Source organism: Janthinobacterium sp. SUN026 (assembly GCF_030397625.1).
Lineage (GTDB): Bacteria > Pseudomonadota > Gammaproteobacteria > Burkholderiales > Burkholderiaceae_D > Janthinobacterium > Janthinobacterium kumbetense.
The window spans coordinates 300,810-317,107 of the sequence record NZ_JAPQNU010000002.1 but is presented as its reverse complement, the minus strand read 5'-3'; the positions used below and the strand labels follow the sequence as shown (position 1 = coordinate 317,107).

12 protein-coding genes are annotated in these 16,298 nt (G+C 67.8%); 3 read left to right on the top strand and 9 right to left on the bottom strand.

The window, feature by feature from the left end; genetic code table 11:
• The first annotated feature begins 73 nt into the window (after window positions 1–73).
• From OX459_RS11185 to OX459_RS11175, 3 genes are all read left to right on the top strand, one after another.
• A complete protein-coding gene (locus OX459_RS11185) occupies window positions 74–1,813 on the top strand; it encodes a serine hydrolase (RefSeq protein ID WP_289905060.1) in 1,740 nt (579 codons plus the stop codon).
• 57 nt (window positions 1,814–1,870) lie between these two features.
• Window positions 1,871–2,968: a serine hydrolase domain-containing protein gene (locus tag OX459_RS11180; protein WP_289905059.1), complete on the top strand. Its 1,098-nt coding sequence runs from the start codon at window positions 1,871–1,873 to the stop codon at window positions 2,966–2,968.
• 158 nt (window positions 2,969–3,126) lie between these two features.
• The gene (locus tag OX459_RS11175) at window positions 3,127–3,471 is read left to right on the top strand and encodes a hypothetical protein (RefSeq protein ID WP_099668072.1); all 345 of its coding nucleotides are present in this window, start codon (window positions 3,127–3,129) and stop codon (window positions 3,469–3,471) included.
• A gap of 9 nt (window positions 3,472–3,480) precedes the next feature.
• On the opposite strand, the gene OX459_RS11170 is transcribed toward OX459_RS11175, so the two are convergent.
• The 9 genes from OX459_RS11170 to wecB are packed head-to-tail and all read right to left on the bottom strand — an operon-like array spanning window position 3,481 to window position 16,292.
• Complete coding sequence (locus OX459_RS11170) at window positions 3,481–5,919, bottom strand: glycosyltransferase (RefSeq protein WP_289905058.1); 2,439 nt, start codon at window positions 5,917–5,919, stop codon at window positions 3,481–3,483.
• Window positions 5,916–7,145, bottom strand: a complete 1,230-nt coding sequence (locus OX459_RS11165; RefSeq protein WP_289905057.1) for a TIGR04063 family PEP-CTERM/XrtA system glycosyltransferase — start codon at window positions 7,143–7,145, stop codon at window positions 5,916–5,918. The genes OX459_RS11170 and OX459_RS11165 overlap by 4 nt, the downstream gene beginning before the upstream one ends.
• 4 nt (window positions 7,146–7,149) lie before the next feature.
• A complete protein-coding gene (locus OX459_RS11160; protein WP_289905056.1) occupies window positions 7,150–9,102 on the bottom strand; it encodes an XrtA/PEP-CTERM system amidotransferase in 1,953 nt (650 codons plus the stop codon).
• A gap of 10 nt (window positions 9,103–9,112) precedes the next feature.
• Window positions 9,113–10,315: a TIGR03088 family PEP-CTERM/XrtA system glycosyltransferase gene (locus OX459_RS11155; protein ID WP_289905055.1), complete on the bottom strand. Its 1,203-nt coding sequence runs from the start codon at window positions 10,313–10,315 to the stop codon at window positions 9,113–9,115.
• Window positions 10,305–11,891 (bottom strand): exosortase A, encoded by a 1,587-nt coding sequence (xrtA, locus tag OX459_RS11150; RefSeq protein ID WP_289905054.1) that lies wholly within the window; start codon window positions 11,889–11,891, stop codon window positions 10,305–10,307. Before xrtA ends, OX459_RS11155 begins: the two co-directional genes overlap by 11 nt.
• Window positions 11,888–13,189, bottom strand: a complete 1,302-nt coding sequence (locus OX459_RS11145) for a TIGR03087 family PEP-CTERM/XrtA system glycosyltransferase (protein WP_289905053.1) — start codon at window positions 13,187–13,189, stop codon at window positions 11,888–11,890. The genes xrtA and OX459_RS11145 overlap by 4 nt, the downstream gene beginning before the upstream one ends.
• 15 nt (window positions 13,190–13,204) lie before the next feature.
• Window positions 13,205–14,284 carry a FemAB family XrtA/PEP-CTERM system-associated protein gene (locus tag OX459_RS11140; protein ID WP_289905586.1) on the bottom strand — a complete coding sequence of 360 codons (1,080 nt, stop codon included), beginning with the start codon at window positions 14,282–14,284 and terminating at the stop codon, window positions 13,205–13,207.
• Window positions 14,284–15,135 carry an XrtA system polysaccharide deacetylase gene (locus OX459_RS11135; RefSeq protein ID WP_289905052.1) on the bottom strand — a complete coding sequence of 284 codons (852 nt, stop codon included), beginning with the start codon at window positions 15,133–15,135 and terminating at the stop codon, window positions 14,284–14,286. The genes OX459_RS11140 and OX459_RS11135 overlap by 1 nt, the downstream gene beginning before the upstream one ends.
• Complete coding sequence (gene wecB / locus OX459_RS11130) at window positions 15,132–16,292, bottom strand: UDP-N-acetylglucosamine 2-epimerase (non-hydrolyzing) (protein ID WP_289905051.1); 1,161 nt, start codon at window positions 16,290–16,292, stop codon at window positions 15,132–15,134. Before wecB ends, OX459_RS11135 begins: the two co-directional genes overlap by 4 nt.
• Between the last annotated feature and the right edge of the window lie 6 nt (window positions 16,293–16,298).

The following is a 16,298-nucleotide window of genomic DNA, read 5'->3' as shown; positions in this document are numbered from 1 at the left end:
GCGGCAGGACGGGCTGACGTATCGTCAAGGTTTCCTTCCTGGCATCCGTCCATCACCGTTGAAAGAATCGTTCATGCGAGTTCATCCCCTGGCACTGGTCCTTCCCCTGTTGTTCGCAAGTAGCGCCCGGGCGGACGCATTGGACGACATCGTCAAGGCCGAAATGAAGATGCGGCAAATCCCCGGACTGTCGCTGGCCATCATCGAGAACGGCAAGATTGTCAGGGCGCAAGGGTACGGTGTCACGGAAAAGGGCGGCAAGACGCCGGTCGGCCCGCACACGCTGTTCCAGGCCGGGTCGGTCAGCAAGCCGGTAGCCGCGCTGGGGGCGCTGCACCTGGTAGAGCAAGGCAAGCTTGGCCTTGACGAAGACGTCAATCCCCGGCTGCTCACGTGGAAGCTGCCGGACAGCGCCCTGACGGCCGAACAGAAGGTGACCTTGCGCAGGCTGCTCAGCCACAACGCGGGGCTGACCGTGCACGGCTTCCCCGGCTACGCCAGCAATGCGCCGCTGCCCACCGTGGTCCAGGTGCTGAACGGCGAGCAACCGGCGAATACGGCACCCATCCGCGTTGACATGGTTCCAGGCAGCAAGGTGCGTTACTCCGGTGGCGGCTATACCGTCATGCAACAAATGGTGGCCGACGTCAGCGGCCAGGCGTATCCCGACTACATGCGCGACGCGGTCCTCACGCCCTTGGGCATGCAGGAGAGCTCCTATGTGCAGCCGCCGCCGGCCGAGCGCGCGCGCCTGAATGCCAGCGGCCACCTTGCCGACCGCAGCCTGGTGGCGGGACGCTGGCATGTGTATCCGGAAATGGCGGCGGCCGGTTTATGGACCAACGCGTCGGACCTGGCGCGCTTCGCCATCGGCGTGCAGCAATCCCTGGCGGGCACGTCGAATCCGGTCATCTCGGCAGCCTTGACGCAACAGATGCTGACCCCGCAAATAGAGAACGCGGGCCTGGGCGTCTTCCTGCACGGCAGCGGCAGCGCGCAACGCTTCTCGCACGGCGGGCGTGACGAAGGCTTCGACACCTTGTTGACGGCATTTTCCCGCACGGGCCAGGGCGCCGTGATCATGATTAACGCGAATGACAATTCCCGCATGATGGACCGCCTGACCGACGCCATCGGCCGCGCCTACCACTGGCCGGATGCCGATTACGCCGTCTTGCGCAAGCACCCCGCCATCAAGATCGATGCCAGGGCGCTCGGCCGCTACACGGGCCGCTACGAGTTGGCGAACAACACGATAGGCACCTTCGATGTGCAGGGTGGCCGGCTGCGCAGCATTTACGATGGCTTGCCGGACGAAACTTTCGTGCCTGCCGGCGCGCACCGCTTCCAATCGACATCGCGCAATTGCGAACTGGCGTTCGCCATCGATGCACAAGGAGAGGTGACAGGCGTCGTCGTGACGACCAAGGACAAAGCCAGCACGGCGCCGCGCATCGGCCCGCTGATGCACACTTTGAAAGCGCGCACCGACCCCAAGCCTGCGCGTACCCGGAGTGTGCAGGCTTTGCTGGCCGATATCGCGCGTGGCGGCAGCGCCCTGGCCAACTCGGATTTTGCCACGCCGGGCATCAAGAGCAACTTTGGCACACAGGCGATTGGCGAACTCGCCAATGTGAAGTCGCTGACTTTTTTGCACGAGCAAGCTGTTGCAGGCCGCGCGATCGAACGGCATGGCAGCAAGGTGGACAACATTCTTGCCTTCCATGCCAGCGGCATCCAGCCGGAGCGCACGCTGCTGGTTTACCTGACGGCGGACGGCTTGTTTGCCGACTTCGATCTGGTGGACGACTGAACGCTGCGGTCGAGCACGGCGTTTCCCTGGAAATAAACAACTGACCGACAATTTCCCATGAAAAATCCCAATACGGACAACAAGACGCTGCTGCCATTAAAAACAGTGGCGTTTTCTTTCTTGCTGATGGCATCCGCCTTCGTGCATGCCCAGGCTGGCGATCATGCCCATGCGGAAAAGGCCGATGATTACTCCGCCAAAATTGACAAGCTGGTACAGGCAACCAGTCCACGACGTTTTAATGGCGTCATTCTCATCACGAAAAATGGAAAAACAAAATACTCGAAAGCGTATGGCTATGCGGATTTTGAAAACAGGATACCGTTAAGGCTGGACGATAATTTCAGGATTATGTCGAATAGCAAGCAAATGACGGCTGTATTGATTTTAAGGGAAGTTGAAAAAGGCAAGATAGACTTGCACAGTCCCGTAAGACGATACTTGCCCGATCTGCCGCAAGCCTGGGCCGATCAAGTGACCGTGCATCAATTGCTCAATTTTTCGGCGGGAATCACTGAAATCGACCAGCCGCTGAGCTTCAAGCCGGGAACGGATTTTCTGTACGGCGTGACAACGTATACCATGCTGGGTCAAATTTTTGAAAAAGTCAGCGGGAAAACGTATATCGAGGCAGCAAATGACTTGTTCAAGGAACTGGGAATGAAGAACAGTTTTTGCTATGAGGAAGATAAGAATAATAAGGTCATCAATGGCTATGTGAACACGGAAAATGTCTTCGCGCTGAAGGCGCATCCGGTGCAGGGAAAAGACTGGATCGGCTTCATCCCGGCCGGCGGTATTGTTTCAAATGCAAAAGATTTGACGATCTGGGATGAAAATCTGCATCGGGGAAGAATGTTAAAACCGGAAACCTATCAGCGGATGACGAGTTACGACATATCCAGCCAGCATGTCGCTTTTGGCGATGGAAAAAACGGTTATGGCTACGGCGTTTATGTGAGCGATACAACGCCCGTCAAATATATAGGCCACTCGGGAAAAGGCCTGGGATTTGCATCGATTAAGGTGTATTTTCCTGAAAAAGACGTCGATGTGGTTGTGTTGGAAAATCAATATAGCGAGGATAGCGGCCTTCATTACTATTTTGAAATAAAAATAAGGGAAATAGTAATGAATAGCAATCTTTTAAGATAGAAGGCCCGATTTGCTTCAGGAATATATGGAAGAACACCGCATCTGCGCGATTTGCAGTTTATGTGGTTCGTCCAGCGCCACTGTTTGCGCCAGCTGTGGCCTCGCTTTCGCTGGCATGGCCCGCTTGTCGCGCCGGATGAAGTCATCGACAATATGGCATGCCAATCAAGATATCGCCTAAAAAAATCCTGCTGTGCCTGCTCATCCTCAGCCCGGCCTGGTATGTCGCCGCATGCTGCGTGTTTTCCAACAGCCGCAAGGCGGCGTTCTATCAAATCCAGACGGGCGATACGCGACAAGCGGTGCTTGACCGCTTCGGCGCGCCGACGCATGTGGAGCGTGCGGGAGTCTCTTTCAAACAGTATTCCACCACGCCATGCGCCGCGCCTTGCGTCGAGCGGCTGTGGTTCGAGAACCGCTTGAACACGGAACTGGAGGTGTGGTCCTTAGAACTGGACCGGCATGGTCGCGTGGTGGGGAAGAATTATCTGATGTCGTCGTAGGCCGCCTGGCTAGGCGACTTTGCTGAGCACATAGCGGTACTTGCCCGACGCCTCCGCCGCGATTTCGTCGACTTCCTCGATAACGACATCCACTTGCGCGCCCAGCCTGGCCTGGAAGCCGGTGACGATGGCGGCGCGGGTGGCGTCGTCCAGGCGCGGCTGGCAGACCAGCAGCACGCGCGTGCGCAGCAGGGTTTCCTGGATGATCTTGAAGCTGCGCACCTGCGGCAGTTCGCGCACGATGTAGACGAGGGCCAGGCCGTGCATGACGGTGCCGTCCGCGGCGGTGAGGAAATCCGTGCTGCGCCCCTCGATCTTCTGCAGCAGGGGCAGGCCGCGGCCGCAGGCGCACGGCTGCGTGCCCAGCGCGCCCATGTCGCCCGTGGCGTAGCGGATGAACGGGTAGTCTTGCGTGGCCAGGTGGGTGACGACGATTTCGCCCGTCACTCCCGGCGGCAGCGGCTGGCCCTGGCCATCAAGGATTTCCACGATCACGTCTTCGGCCGTGATGTGCATGCCGCCGTCCGGGCATTCGTGGGCGATGAAGCCCGCGTCGCGCCCGCCGTAGCCGTTGGCCACGGGGCAGCCGAAGGCGGCGGCGATCTGCGCGCGCTGCTCGTCGTACAGGCGTTCGGCCGTGACGAAAGCCACTTTCACGCCCAGGCCGTCGAGCGGCAGGTCGCGCGCGCTGGCGTGGCTGGCGATGCGGCACAGGGCTGACGGGTAGCCGAACAGCATGCGCGGACGCCAGCGGCGCAACTGCCGCACGTAGCCGTCGAGGCGGTCGGGCGACATGGCAAACGCGGGCAGCAGGGTGGTGCGCAGCAGCGCATCGCGCAGGCGGCGCACGCGGTCTTGCGCATGCAGCTCGATGGGCGAACCCCACAACACGGCTTCGCGGTCGCCGATGTCGACGCCCCACCAGCGCGTGGCGCGCCACTTGGCGGCGATGTCGTGGCTGACCCTGCGCCGTCCCAAGAAAAACTGCAGCGGCTCGCCGCTGGAGCCGCCCGTGGCGAACGGGCGCAAGCCCACGGCGCGGGCGGACTTGAAACTGTCGCGCGCAGCCGCGATGTCGCGCTTGCGCAGCAGCGGCAGGCGCGCCAGATCGGCCAGCTGCCGCACCTGTTCCGGGTCGAAACCGCTGCGGGCGAACAGGGCGCGGTAATGCGGCACGTGCGCGCCCGCGTGGCGCAGCAGCGCTCGCAGGCGCGCCAGCTGCCACGCTTCCAGCTGCTGCGCGCTCCACCACTGCGAGCGTTCCAGGCGGCGCAGCAGGCGCGCACTGTGGTGCCCCTTCAACCATTCGTGCAGGGGAAACAGCCAGCGGGCGACGCAGCGCGTGTAGGCGCCGGGGCGCGGCGCGGCGCGGATGCGGCGGTAATGGGCGGCCAGCCGGGGCGCGATGCCGGGCCAACCGAAGGTGGCGGCGTGCGCCAGGCCCGCGTCTGCCATGGCCCGCGCGCGGGGCGGGTCGCGCAGCAGCGCCACGATGGCTTGCGCCATGGCGGCCGGCTCGCCGGGCGGCACCAGCAGCGCCGTCACGCCGTCCTGCAGCAGGGCGGGGATGCCGCCCACGTTGGTGCTGACGACCGGCACGCCGCAAGCCAGCGCTTCGAGCACGGAATTGGGCATGTTGTCGGCCAGGCTGGGATTGAGGACGATGTCGCTGGCCTGGTACAGGGCCGGCATGGCGGCGTTGTCGACGGGGCCGGTGAAGCGCACGGCATCGAGAACGCCGAGGGACCTGGCCAGGCGCGCCAGCGCCGCGCGCTGCGGCCCGCCGCCTGCCAGCACCAGGCGCGCCGTGGGATAGGTCCGTCGCACGAGGGCGAAGGCGCGCACGGCGCTGGCGTTGTCGTACAGGCTTTCCAGGTGGCGCGCCACGAGGATGCACGGGCCATCGGCCGATGCTGGCGCGCCACGTGCGGCGTGGGTAAAACGCTGCAAGTCCACCACGTTCGGCACGATGTGGGCCGTATGGCCATGGCGCTCGAAGACGCCGGCCAGGTAGGCCGAGGGCACAACGATGGCGCTGGCGCGGCGCAGGCTGAAGGCCACCAGGCGCGGCGAGCGGGCGAAAAAAGCGGCCGCTTCGCCACCCCGGTAATTGAGCAGGGCCGGCTTGCCTTTCAGGCTGGCGATCCACAACGCGGGCGCGGCCTGCAAATGCCAGGACCAGCCGGAATTGGCCATGATGTGGAACAGGTCGACCGTATTGGCGGCGCGCCACAGGCGCCACAGGTGCACGGGCAGGCGCAGCGCGGCGCGCAGGTAGCGGATGCGCGCCAGCCAGGGCGGCAGCAGGGGGCCGTTGACGGCCAGCAGCTGCACCTGCGCGCCATCGTCGCGCAGCTTGCGCGCCAGTTGCGCCGTCTGATTCGCCATGCCGCCGGCCGGCGGCGGCAGCGGGCCGACCAGCGCGATGCGCAGGCCCGTGAAGATCATGGCATCGCTCCCGCCGCCACGCGTGCCGCCGCCGCGCGCGCATACACTGGCGCGTAGCGGCCCACGCTGGCGTCCCAGCTGCGCTCCGTCTCGACGAAGGCGCGCGCCTGGCGCCGCAGCGCCGGCCAGCTGGCAGGCGCCAGCAGCAGGGCCAGTATGGCGTGCGCCAGCGCGTCGGCGTCGCCGGCGCGAAACAGCATGCCCGTCTTGCCATGCTCGATCAGTTCGCGGTGGCCGCCCACGTCGGACGCCACCACGAGGCGGCCCTGGGCCATCGCCTCGAGCGGTTTCAAGGGCGTCACCAGCTCCGTCAGGCGCATCGGCAGGCGCGGGTACACGCAGATGTCGATCAACTGATAATACTTGGCCACCTGCGCATGCGGCACCCTGCCGGCGAAGACCACGGCGTGGGCGATGCCCAATTGGGCCGCCAGCGCGTGCAGCGCCGCTTCCTGCGGGCCGCCGCCGGCCAGCAGCAGCCGCAATGCCGGCTGCGCCGCCAGCAGGCGCGGCATGGCGCGCAGCAGCAGGTCCAGTCCCTCGTAGGCGTAAAACGAGCCGATGAAGCCGATCGTCAGGTGGCCATGCAGCCCCAGCTTGTGCGCCAGCCAGTGGTCTTCTGCGGCGGTGGCGCTGAAGGCGGCCGCATCGACGGCGTTCGGGATGACGGTGATCTTATGCGCGGGCACGCCGCGCGCGCACAGCTCGCGCCGCAAGCCGTCGCAGATGGTGGTGACGGCGTCGGCGCGGCGCAGCGCGTAGGTTTCCAGCGCCCGCGTGAGCCGGTAGCGCAGGCCGCCGGGCCGGCTGCTGCCATGGTCGGCGGCCGCGTCTTCCCAGAAGGCGCGCACTTCATACACGACGGGGATGCCCAGCGCGCGGCCCGCGTTGAGGGCGGCGATGGCGTTCAGGGCGGGCGAATGCGCGTGCAGGATGTCGGGCTTGAGCCGCCGCGCCAGCCGGCGCAGGCGCACGGCCAGGCCGGTGATGACGGCCACCTGCCGCAGCACGGGCAGGCGCGCCCACCAGCGCGCATCGGGCGCCGTGCGGTAAAAATGCCAGCCGTCGACCAGCTGCTGCGCGCCATCCGTCGGCCCCTGCTTGGCACTGGTGAGCTGCATCGTGTGCCAGCCCAGCGCGCGCTGCTGCCGCAGGATGGCCAGGGTGCGGAAGGTGTAGCCGCTGTGCAGGGGCAGCGAGTGGTCGAGGATGTGCAGGATGCGCATGGATTTACTCCATTGCCAGGGCCGGCGCGGGCGCCGGCGTCTTGGGCGCACCTGCCGGCAGCACCTGGCGCAGGAAGGACTCGAACATCAGCAGCGCCCACAGGGGCGCGCTGTAGTCGCGCCGCCCGCTCGCATGCTGTTCCAGCAGCAGGCGCACGTAATCCATGTCGAACAGGCCGCACTGCGCCAGGGTGGGGCCCAGCAGGCGCTGTTGCAGGCGCTGGCGCAGCGGGCCGCGCAGCCAGTCGGCCAGCGGCACGGAAAAGCCCATCTTCTGGCGGTACAGCAGGGCGTCGGGCAGCAGCGGGCGCAAGGCTTTTTTCAGCAGGTACTTGCCTACGCCGCGCCGCAGCTTCAATTGCGGCGGCAGGCCGGACATCCACGCCACCAGTTCATGGTCGAGCAGGGGCGAGCGCACTTCCAGCGCATGCGCCATGCTGGCCCGGTCGACTTTGGTGAGAATGTCGCCGGGCAGGTAGGTCTTCAAGTCCAGGTACTGCACCTGCGACAGCGGGTCTTGCGCGGGACTGGCCAGCGCGTGGCGGCGCAGCACTTCCACGGCGCGGTAGCCGTGCAGGCTACGCCGCAGCTCGGGACTGAACAGGCGCGCGCGCATGGCGTCGCCCAGCAGGCTGACGCCGTGAAAATACGCGTCCGTCGTGTCGCGCGCCAGGCCTTCGAACGTGGTCTTGGCGCGCAGGAAACGGGGCGCCCAGTCGGCCTTCGGGTACCACCGCCCCAGGGTGCCGAACAGCGACTGGCGCAAGCCGGCGGGCAGCAGCGGGTCCATGGCCTTGCGCACCTTTTCCTCGCGCGTGTGCAGGCGGTAGCGCCGGTAGCCGGCCAGGCTTTCATCGCCGCCGTCGCCCGACAGGGCCACCGTGACCCGCTGGCGCGCCAACTGACAGACGCGGTAGGTCGGCATGGCGGAACTGTCGGCGAACGGTTCGTCGTACAGGTTGGCCAGCAGGTCGATCAGTTCGAAGTCGTCCTGCTCGACCTGGCGCGCGTGGTGCGCCGTGGCGTAGCGGCGCGCCACCAGGTCGGCGTAGCGCGCTTCGTTGTACGCCGGGTCGCCGAACGAGATGGAACAGGTGTTGACGGGCGTGCTGCTGGCCCCCGCCATCAGCGCCACGACGGCGCTGGAATCGACGCCGCCCGACAGGAAGGCGCCCAGCGGCACTTCGGCCACCATGCGGATGCGCACGGCTTCGCGCAGGCGCGCCAGCAGCTCGTCGGCCGCCTGCGCTTCGCTGGCGGGCGGGTTCGGCGTGAACGGGATATCCCAGTACGGCTGCGGCGCGGGCAGCGGCTGGCCGGCGCGGATGGACAGGGTATGCCCGGGCGGCAGCTTGCGCGCGTGCTGGAAGATGCTGCGCGGCTCGGGCACGTAGCCGTAGGCGAAATACTCTTCCACGGCCAGCGGGTCGAGCGCGCGCGGCATGGCCGGATGCGCGAGCAGGGCCTTGAGTTCGGAGCCGAACAGCAGGGTGCCGTCGTCCGCCTCGCCGTAGTACAGGGGTTTCACGCCCAGGCGGTCGCGCGCCAGGAACAGCAGGTGGCGCCGGCGGTCCCACAGGGCGAAGGCGAACATGCCGCGCAGGCGCTGCACGCATTGCTCTCCCCATTGTTCCCAGGCGTGGACGATGACTTCCGTGTCGCTGCTGGTGCGGAACGGGTGGCCGAACTGGCGCAGTTCCGCCATCAGGCTGCGATAGTTATAGATTTCGCCATTGAAGACGACGGCGATGCTGCGGTCGGCGTTGAACAGCGGCTGCTGGCCGCTGGCCAGGTCGATCACGGACAGGCGCCGGTGCGCCAGGCCCAGTCCCGGCTCGCGGTGCAATCCCCCTTCGTCCGGCCCACGGTGGCGCAGGCTGTGGTTCATGCGCGCCAGCAGCAGCACGTCGATGTCGCGCTGGCCCTGCAAATCAAAGATGCCGCTGATGCCGCACATGGGAGGCCTTTCAGGGAGTGGTGGACAGGGGGGAGGGCTGGCGCGCGCCCGTCAGGCGGTCGTACACGGCCAGGTAGGCGCCGGCCATGGCGGGCAGGCTGTGCTCGGCCAGCACCTGGCGCCGCCCGCGCGCGCCGTGGCGCGGACCCAGTTCGGGCATGCTGTAATAGTCGAGCATGGCGTCGGCCAGCATCTCGGGCGATCCGGGCGGCACCAGGGTGCCGCTCCAGCCCGACTGCACCAGTTCCGCATTGCCGCCCACCTGCGTGGCGACGATGGGCAGCCCCGTGGCCATCGCTTCGAGGATGGTGTTCGAGCTGCCTTCGGCCAGCGACGGCAGCACGAACAGGTCCATGGCGCGCAGCAGTTGCGCCACGTCGTCGCGCGCACCGGGCAGCCAGGCAAGGTGCGCCACGCCGGACTGGCGCAGCAAGTCCAGGCATGCCTGGCGGCACGGTCCGTCGCCGACGATGATCAGGCGCAGGCGCGCGCGGGCGCCCGGCTGCGCCAGCAACAGCAGGAAGGCGTGCACCAGCGAGGCGTGGTCCTTGACGGCCGCCATGCGGCCCACGCTGCCGATGACGAAGGCGCCGTTGCACAGGAAGCCGGGCGGACCCACGGCGGCCGGCGGGCCCAGGCGCGGATGGAATTGCACGCTGTCGACGCCATTGCCGATGTGCGACACCTGCGCGGGCGCCGCGCCGATGGCGTCCACCAGCCATTGCCCCAGGTCGGCGCTGACGGCGATGAAGTGCTGCACCAGCGGCAGCATGCATTTGCGCAGCAGCCGGTATTTGCGGCGGGTGCCGTGCAAGTCGCTCATGTCGCGCCCGTGTTCGCCATGCACGCGCAGGCGCACGCCGGCCAGGCAGGCCAGCAGTTGCGCTTCGAGGCAACCCAGGTTGCGCGTGTGCACCAGCGTCGGGCGCAGCTGTTTCAGCACGCGGTACAGGTGCAGATAGTGGCGCCAATCCTTGCCTTCGCGCTTGTCCAGGCTGATGATGTCGACACCGGGCGTGGTCAGGCGCTGGCGAAACGCGGTGGCGTTCTTCAGGCAGACGATGGCGTGCCGGTAGCGTTCCGGCGGCAAATGGTTGATCAGGTTCACCAGGCCGTTTTCCAGCCCGCCCACGTCGAGCTGGTGGATCACGTGCACGATCAAGGGGGCCGTGCTGGCCGCCGGCGCGCGGCCCGTCTCGGTGTCAAGGGCCATGCGGCAACTCCTGCAAGCGTTGTTCGATGACGGGCAGCGCCGCCCGCAGGAAGGCTTGCAGGTGCGCGCGCGGCGGCGGCGCCAGCTCGTCGTAGGCGGCAAGGACGATGAGGTCGGCGCCATCCTGGCGCCTGCCCAGCAGCTTGGCTTGCGCCAGCAGCAGTTTCACCAGCACGGGCCGGGCCGTGAAGACGCCGCCCTGGCGGTAGACGCGCCACACCAGCAGGCGCTCGCCGCCGTGGGCCAGCACGCTTTCGCGCACGTCCAGGGCGCCGCCGGGCAAGCCGACCTGCCGCACGCGCTGCGCCAGGGCCGTCCAGCGCGCGCCGTAGGGCGACGATAGATGCGTCAGCAATTCGGCATCGCGCACCTGGCGCGCATACCAGTGCAGTTGCAGTCCCACCGGCGCGCCGTCGCCGTCCTGGCGCGCATACGTGGCGGCAAACAGCGCGGGCTTGCCCGCATACGGCGCTTGCCAGTCGATACTCCCCGGTGCCGCATCGTGCAGCCGTCGCCAGGCGGGCGGATCGGGCAAGGCCAGCGCGATGGCGGGCAGCGCGGCGCCGTCGTCGCGGTGGCTGGCCAGCGCCAAGGCGGGCCACAGGGCCGCCAGCAGCAGGCAGGCGGTGCTGGCGCGCACGACGGCGCGCAGGCTGGCCGCGGCGTCGCCTAGGCGTACGGGTTGAGCTGGCGGCACGGCGCGCGCCGGCGGCAGTTCGCGCCAGCGCGCGGCCAGCCAGAACAGCAGCAGCGCCACCAGGCCGAAGAACAGCCAGCCGTAGATCAGGTGGTCGACGCCGACGGCCAGGCGCATGTTGCTCAGGTGGCCCAGCATCACGATCATATAGGCGCGCACGCCATTGGCGAGGATGGGCACGAGCAGCGCGGCGGCCATGACGGCCAGGCGCCGCCGCGTGCTGTGGAAGTTGACGTGGGCGAACAGGGCGCCCAGGGCCAGCGCGGCGATCAGGTAGCGCAAGCCGCTGCACGCTTCCACCACCGACCAGTTGCCCGTGGGCAGAGAGAAATTGCTGCCATCGCGAAACACGGGCACGCCCGTCCACTGCAGCGCGGTGACGGTGAAGGCGGCCGTGAAGTCGATCAGCGGTTCGAGGAAGACTTCGCCAAACGGCACGGCGAGAAACAGATACGCGAGGGGAAAGGCCAGCAGGCGCACGGCCGGCCAGCCGAGGATGGCCAGCACGCAGGCGGGCAGCATGGCCGTGGCCGCATATTGTTCCACCACGGGCACGTTGGCGGCGTCGGCCAGCAGCCATGCCAGGCCCAGCGCGCCCAGCAGCAGCAAGCCCGGCCGCGACGGCTGGGGCGCCAGCGCGGCAAGGCGCGCGCGCCGGCGCCAGGCCAGCCAGCAACTGATGGGCACGATCAAGAAGCCGTGCGCGAAGGTTTGCGAGCGCGACCACAGTTCCAGCATCGACCAGAAGGTGGCGTGGTACAGCAACACGACGGCGGCCAGGGCCAGCAGCAGGAGCGGCAGGGCATGCCGCTGGCCATGCCCGTCCGGCCGGACGGCCGCCTCCGGCAAGCAGGCCACCGGGTCGAGTTGCACGCTCATGTGGAGGGTTCCCGCACGGGCAGCACCGGCGCGGAGGCGCCGCCGGCCGGCGTATTCGACCCGGCCTCGGCCTCAGCCGATATGCCCAGCATGGCGCCCAGGCCGTGCAGGTTGCGCTCCCAGTCGTAATCCTGCAAGACCAGCTGGCGCGCCGCCGCGCCCATGGCCACGCCGCTCGCTTCGGCCGCGCCGTCCTGGGCATGGCGCAGCACGCGCGCGGCATGGTGGATGAATTCGGCCTCGTCGCGCGCCAGCAGCAGTTCCAGGCCCGGCTGGGCGGCGATGCCTTCCAGCGCCTGCGGCGTGGCCAGCACGATCTTGCCCATCGCCATCGCTTCCAGCACCTTGTTTTGCACGCCGCGGGCGATGCGCAGGGGCGCCACGGCCAGGGCCGCGCCCGCCAGGTAGGGGCGGATGTCGGGCACCTTGCCCGTCACCACCACGCCGGCCACCCTGGCCAGCGCCGTGACGGCGGACACGGGCGCGCTGCCGACGATATAGAACTGCAACCGGGGAAACTCGCGCCGCAGGGCGGGCCAGACGTGGCGCACGAACCATTGCACGGCGTCGATGTTCGGCCAGTAATCCATGGCGCCCGTAAACACCAGCGCCTGCACGCCGGCCGGATACACGCTGGCCCGGGCCGGCTGGGGCGTGAAATACGCCGTGTCGACGCCGTTGTTGAAGTATCCCGTCTTGCGCCGCGCCATCGGCGCGCACTGGCGGAACAGGGCCGCCTCGGCCGGCGAAACGAAGCTGGCGGCCGTGAACTGCTGGGCGATGTGGCGTTCGTACTGCAGCAGCAGCTGCGCTTCGCGCCGGTACAGCAGCGACATGGGCCAGGGTTTGCTGTCGCCGTACTGGCGCCACTTGTCGGAATCGACGTCGACGAAATCGATTACGCGGTGCAGGGCGCGGCCCGCGCTGCCGTCGATGTATTGCGCCATGGGCCCGGAAAAGGCCAGCGCATGGCGCACCTTGCCGCCGGACAGCAAGCCGTCGACCCATTGCAGCAGCCGCGCATCGCGGTAATAGTGCACGCTCATGGCTTGCCGCGACAGCAGCGCCTGCATGGCGCGCCAGCGGGCCGTGCCGCGCTGCAAGCCGATGAAGCGCGTGCTGGCGCACAGGGCGGCCACGCTTTTGGCGTGCCGCCAGTCGTCGTCATCGTCGATGAAGCAGCCCAGGTGCACGCGGAAATGCCGGCTCAGGTATTGCAGCATGTGCCACGAACGTATCTTGTCGCCCTTGTTGGGCGGATACGGCAGGCGGTGGGCGAGGAAGAGCAGTTCGCGCATGGTATGTCCCCTTGCTTAGCCCAGTTGCCGCACGATGTGCGGCCCCAGTAGGTTGGCCAGCGGCAGCGGCAGGCGGCGCCAGGCGCGGATGAACAGCGCGTATTTCGGATTCAGTGGATTGACTTCCGGCAACGCCTTGGCGCGCACGAGCCGGCACGCATACGGCAGCGGCTGCGGCGTAAAACCCCAGTTCTTCTTGAAATCGTATGCCCCGGTGCCGAGCTTGCTGCGGCCGAAATCGAACAGGCGGCAGCCGCGCGCGCTGGCGCGGCGCATCGCTTCCCAGTACATGAAATCGTTGGCGCCCGTGCGGCGCGCCAGCACGCTGCCGCCGCCATAGTACGGCAGCACTTCGTCGCGGAAATAGAACAGCAGCACGCTCGCTTGCGCCTGCTGGCCGTGATACACGGTGAGGATCTCGCAATCGCCGCCAAACACCGTGCGCAGCAGGGCAAAATGGCGGCGCGCGAAGACGGGCGTGCCCAGCCGGTGCACGCTGGATGCGTAGAGCGGGTAGAAACGCTCGAGGTCATAGTCGATGGCGCTGTGCAAGCCGCCCGCCATGGCCTTGCGCACGACGGCGCGCTGCTTGCGGGGGATCGCCAGCAAATTCTGTTCCGCCTCGGGGAACAAGGCGCGGCGGAAGGTGGCGTACAGGGGTTTGTGCAGCCAGGCCGCGTCCGGCTGTTGTTCCACCTCGCGCCAGCGGTATTCCAGGTGGCCCACGCCGAGGCGCCGGGCCAGCGCCAGCGCCGCGCCGTCGAGGGCCTGGCGCACGGCCGCGCCGCCGCCGGCGATGCCGCCGTACACGCAAAAGGGCAGCGAAACGAGGGACGAACCGAACAGGCGGCTGCGCACATGGGCCAGCGGCAGCACGCCGGCGATGCGCCCGTGCTGTTCCACGTACAGGAAATGGCTGTCGTGCCGGAAACCCTGCTGCATGACGGTGTGCCAGCCGGCGCGGTGGAAGAAGGTCGCTTCCGGGCAGGTATCGACGAAGGCGTCCCAGCGCGCATGTTCGTGCCCCTGCAGCGAGCGCACGGCGATGGCGGCGCTGCCATGCAGCGGGTCGGGAGGAAGGCTGGCCTCGTGCATCATGTGCTTTCCAGAAAAATACGGTCCATGCGGTCCCAGGAGAAATCGCCCGTCAGGCGCGCCAGCCGCGCTTCCATGCGACCCAGGTTCAGGTAGTGGCGAAAGCGCGTCCTGGCGTCGAGGCCCGCCGGGCGCGGCTGGCCGGGATCGAGTTCCCAAGGATGAAAATAGAATATGCCAGCTTGCCCGTCGCGCGAATTGATGCGTCGCAAAAGCCAGCGCGACAGTGCATACGGCATCAGCCTGAAATAACCGCCGCCGCCGGCCGGCACGTTGCGCCCGCGCAGGCGCACGGTGCTGACGGGCAATTCCAGCACGCCCTGCGGTCCCCGCGGGCGCCAGGCGAAGCGGGGCGAGTCCGGCATGCCGTAGTGGTCGTGGCGGATCGGGTAGATGCTGGAACTGTAGCGGTAGCCCGCTTCCTGCAGCACGTCGAAGGCCCACAGGTTGGCCGCGCCGATGGAAAAGCTGGGCGCCCGGTAGCCGTGCACGGCCAGCCCCGTTATTTGCTCGAGGATGGTCTTGCTGTGGCGCACGTCGTCGGCGAATTGCGCGGCCGACTGGTCGCAGGCGCGCAGGTGCGCATAGCCGTGGCTGGCCACTTCGTGCCCGGCGTCCGCCACGCGGCGCAGCATGGCCGGATAGCGCTCGGCGATCCAGCCCAGGGTAAAAAAGGTGGCGTGGATGCGCCGGCCTTCCAGCAGCAGCAGGATGCGCTCGATATTCGCCTCGACCCGGCATTCCAGGCGCGGCCAGTCGGCGCGCGCGATGTGCGGCGCGAAGGCGGACACCTGGAAATAGTCTTCCACGTCGATGGTCAGCGCATTGCGCAGCATGGCCGGCGGCGTCATGGCGGCCCCCGGCGCGCCGCCAGCCAGGGCGCGACGACGGCGGCGATGCGCTCGGCCGCGCGGCCATCCCACAGGGGCGGAAGGCGACCGCGCTTGCCGCCCGTGTCCAGGATGCCCCGCGCCAGCGACAACATGGCGGCCGGCTGCGTGCCGGCCAGGGTATTCGTGCCGTCGCTGACGGTGACGGGGCGCTCCGTCGTGTCGCGCAGGGTCAGGCAGGGCACGCCCAGGGCCGTGCTTTCTTCCTGCACGCCGCCCGAATCCGTCAGCACCAGGCGCGCCTCTTGCATCAGGCCCAGCATTTCCAGGTAGCCCAGCGGCGGCAGGCTGACGATGGCATGCCGCGCCAGCTGCGCTTCCAGGCCCGCCAGGCGCAGGCCGGCCAGGGTGCGCGGGTGGATGGGAAACAGCAGCGGCAGCTGGCGGGACAGCTGTCCCAGCGCCTGCAGCAGCGCTTCGAGTTGCGCCGGGTCATCCACGTTCGACGGCCGGTGCATCGTCAACAGGCCATACGCGGGCGGGCAGGCGTGGCCGTGGGCGCGCAGGGTGGCGGCGGGCGGCATGGCGCGCGGCAGCTGCTGCCGCAGGCTGTCGATCATGACGTTGCCCGTGAAGTGGATGCGTTCGGCGGCGATGCCTTCGCGCAGCAGGTTGGCGCGCGCGCCTTCCTCGCTGGTCAGCAGCAGGCTGGATAACTGGTCCGTCAGCACGCGGTTGATTTCCTCGGGCATGCGCCGGTCGCCGCTGCGCAAGCCCGCCTCGACGTGGATCACGGGCGTGCCGCGCTTGGCCGCCACCAGCGCGCAGGCCAGCGTGGAATTGACGTCGCCCACCACCAGCACGGCATCGGGCGCCAGCGGCGGATGGGCGTCGAGCACGGCGTCGAAGCGGCGCATGATCTCGGCCGTCTGCTGCGCGTGGTTGCCGGAGCCGACGTCGAGGGCGATGTCGGGCGGGCGCATGTCCAGGTCGATGAACAGCTGTTCGTTCATGGCCGTGTCGTAATGCTGGCCCGTATGCAGCAAGGTCACGCGCACGGCGGGGGCATGGCGCGCCAGGGCGGCCAGGATGGGCGCCATCTTCATCAGGTTGGGGCGCGCGGCCACCACGCACAGCAGGTGCGCCGGCGCGGCGGATGACAGCGATGGGTCGGACATTGCGGG

Bases quoted from the DNA above. Each gene is read 5' to 3' on its own strand.
- OX459_RS11185 (WP_289905060.1), top strand. From the start codon at position 74: ATGCGAGTTCATCCCCTGGCACTGGTCCTTCCCCTGTTGTTCGCAAGT.
- OX459_RS11180 (WP_289905059.1), top strand. From the start codon at position 1,871: ATGAAAAATCCCAATACGGACAACAAGACGCTGCTGCCATTAAAAACA.
- OX459_RS11175 (WP_099668072.1), top strand. From the start codon at position 3,127: ATGCCAATCAAGATATCGCCTAAAAAAATCCTGCTGTGCCTGCTCATC.
- OX459_RS11170 (WP_289905058.1), bottom strand. From the start codon at position 5,919: ATGATCTTCACGGGCCTGCGCATCGCGCTGGTCGGCCCGCTGCCGCCG.
- OX459_RS11165 (WP_289905057.1), bottom strand. From the start codon at position 7,145: ATGCGCATCCTGCACATCCTCGACCACTCGCTGCCCCTGCACAGCGGC.
- OX459_RS11160 (WP_289905056.1), bottom strand. From the start codon at position 9,102: ATGTGCGGCATCAGCGGCATCTTTGATTTGCAGGGCCAGCGCGACATC.
- OX459_RS11155 (WP_289905055.1), bottom strand. From the start codon at position 10,315: ATGGCCCTTGACACCGAGACGGGCCGCGCGCCGGCGGCCAGCACGGCC.
- xrtA (WP_289905054.1), bottom strand. From the start codon at position 11,891: ATGAGCGTGCAACTCGACCCGGTGGCCTGCTTGCCGGAGGCGGCCGTC.
- OX459_RS11145 (WP_289905053.1), bottom strand. From the start codon at position 13,189: ATGCGCGAACTGCTCTTCCTCGCCCACCGCCTGCCGTATCCGCCCAAC.
- OX459_RS11140 (WP_289905586.1), bottom strand. From the start codon at position 14,284: ATGCACGAGGCCAGCCTTCCTCCCGACCCGCTGCATGGCAGCGCCGCC.
- OX459_RS11135 (WP_289905052.1), bottom strand. From the start codon at position 15,135: ATGACGCCGCCGGCCATGCTGCGCAATGCGCTGACCATCGACGTGGAA.
- wecB (WP_289905051.1), bottom strand. From the start codon at position 16,292: ATGTCCGACCCATCGCTGTCATCCGCCGCGCCGGCGCACCTGCTGTGC.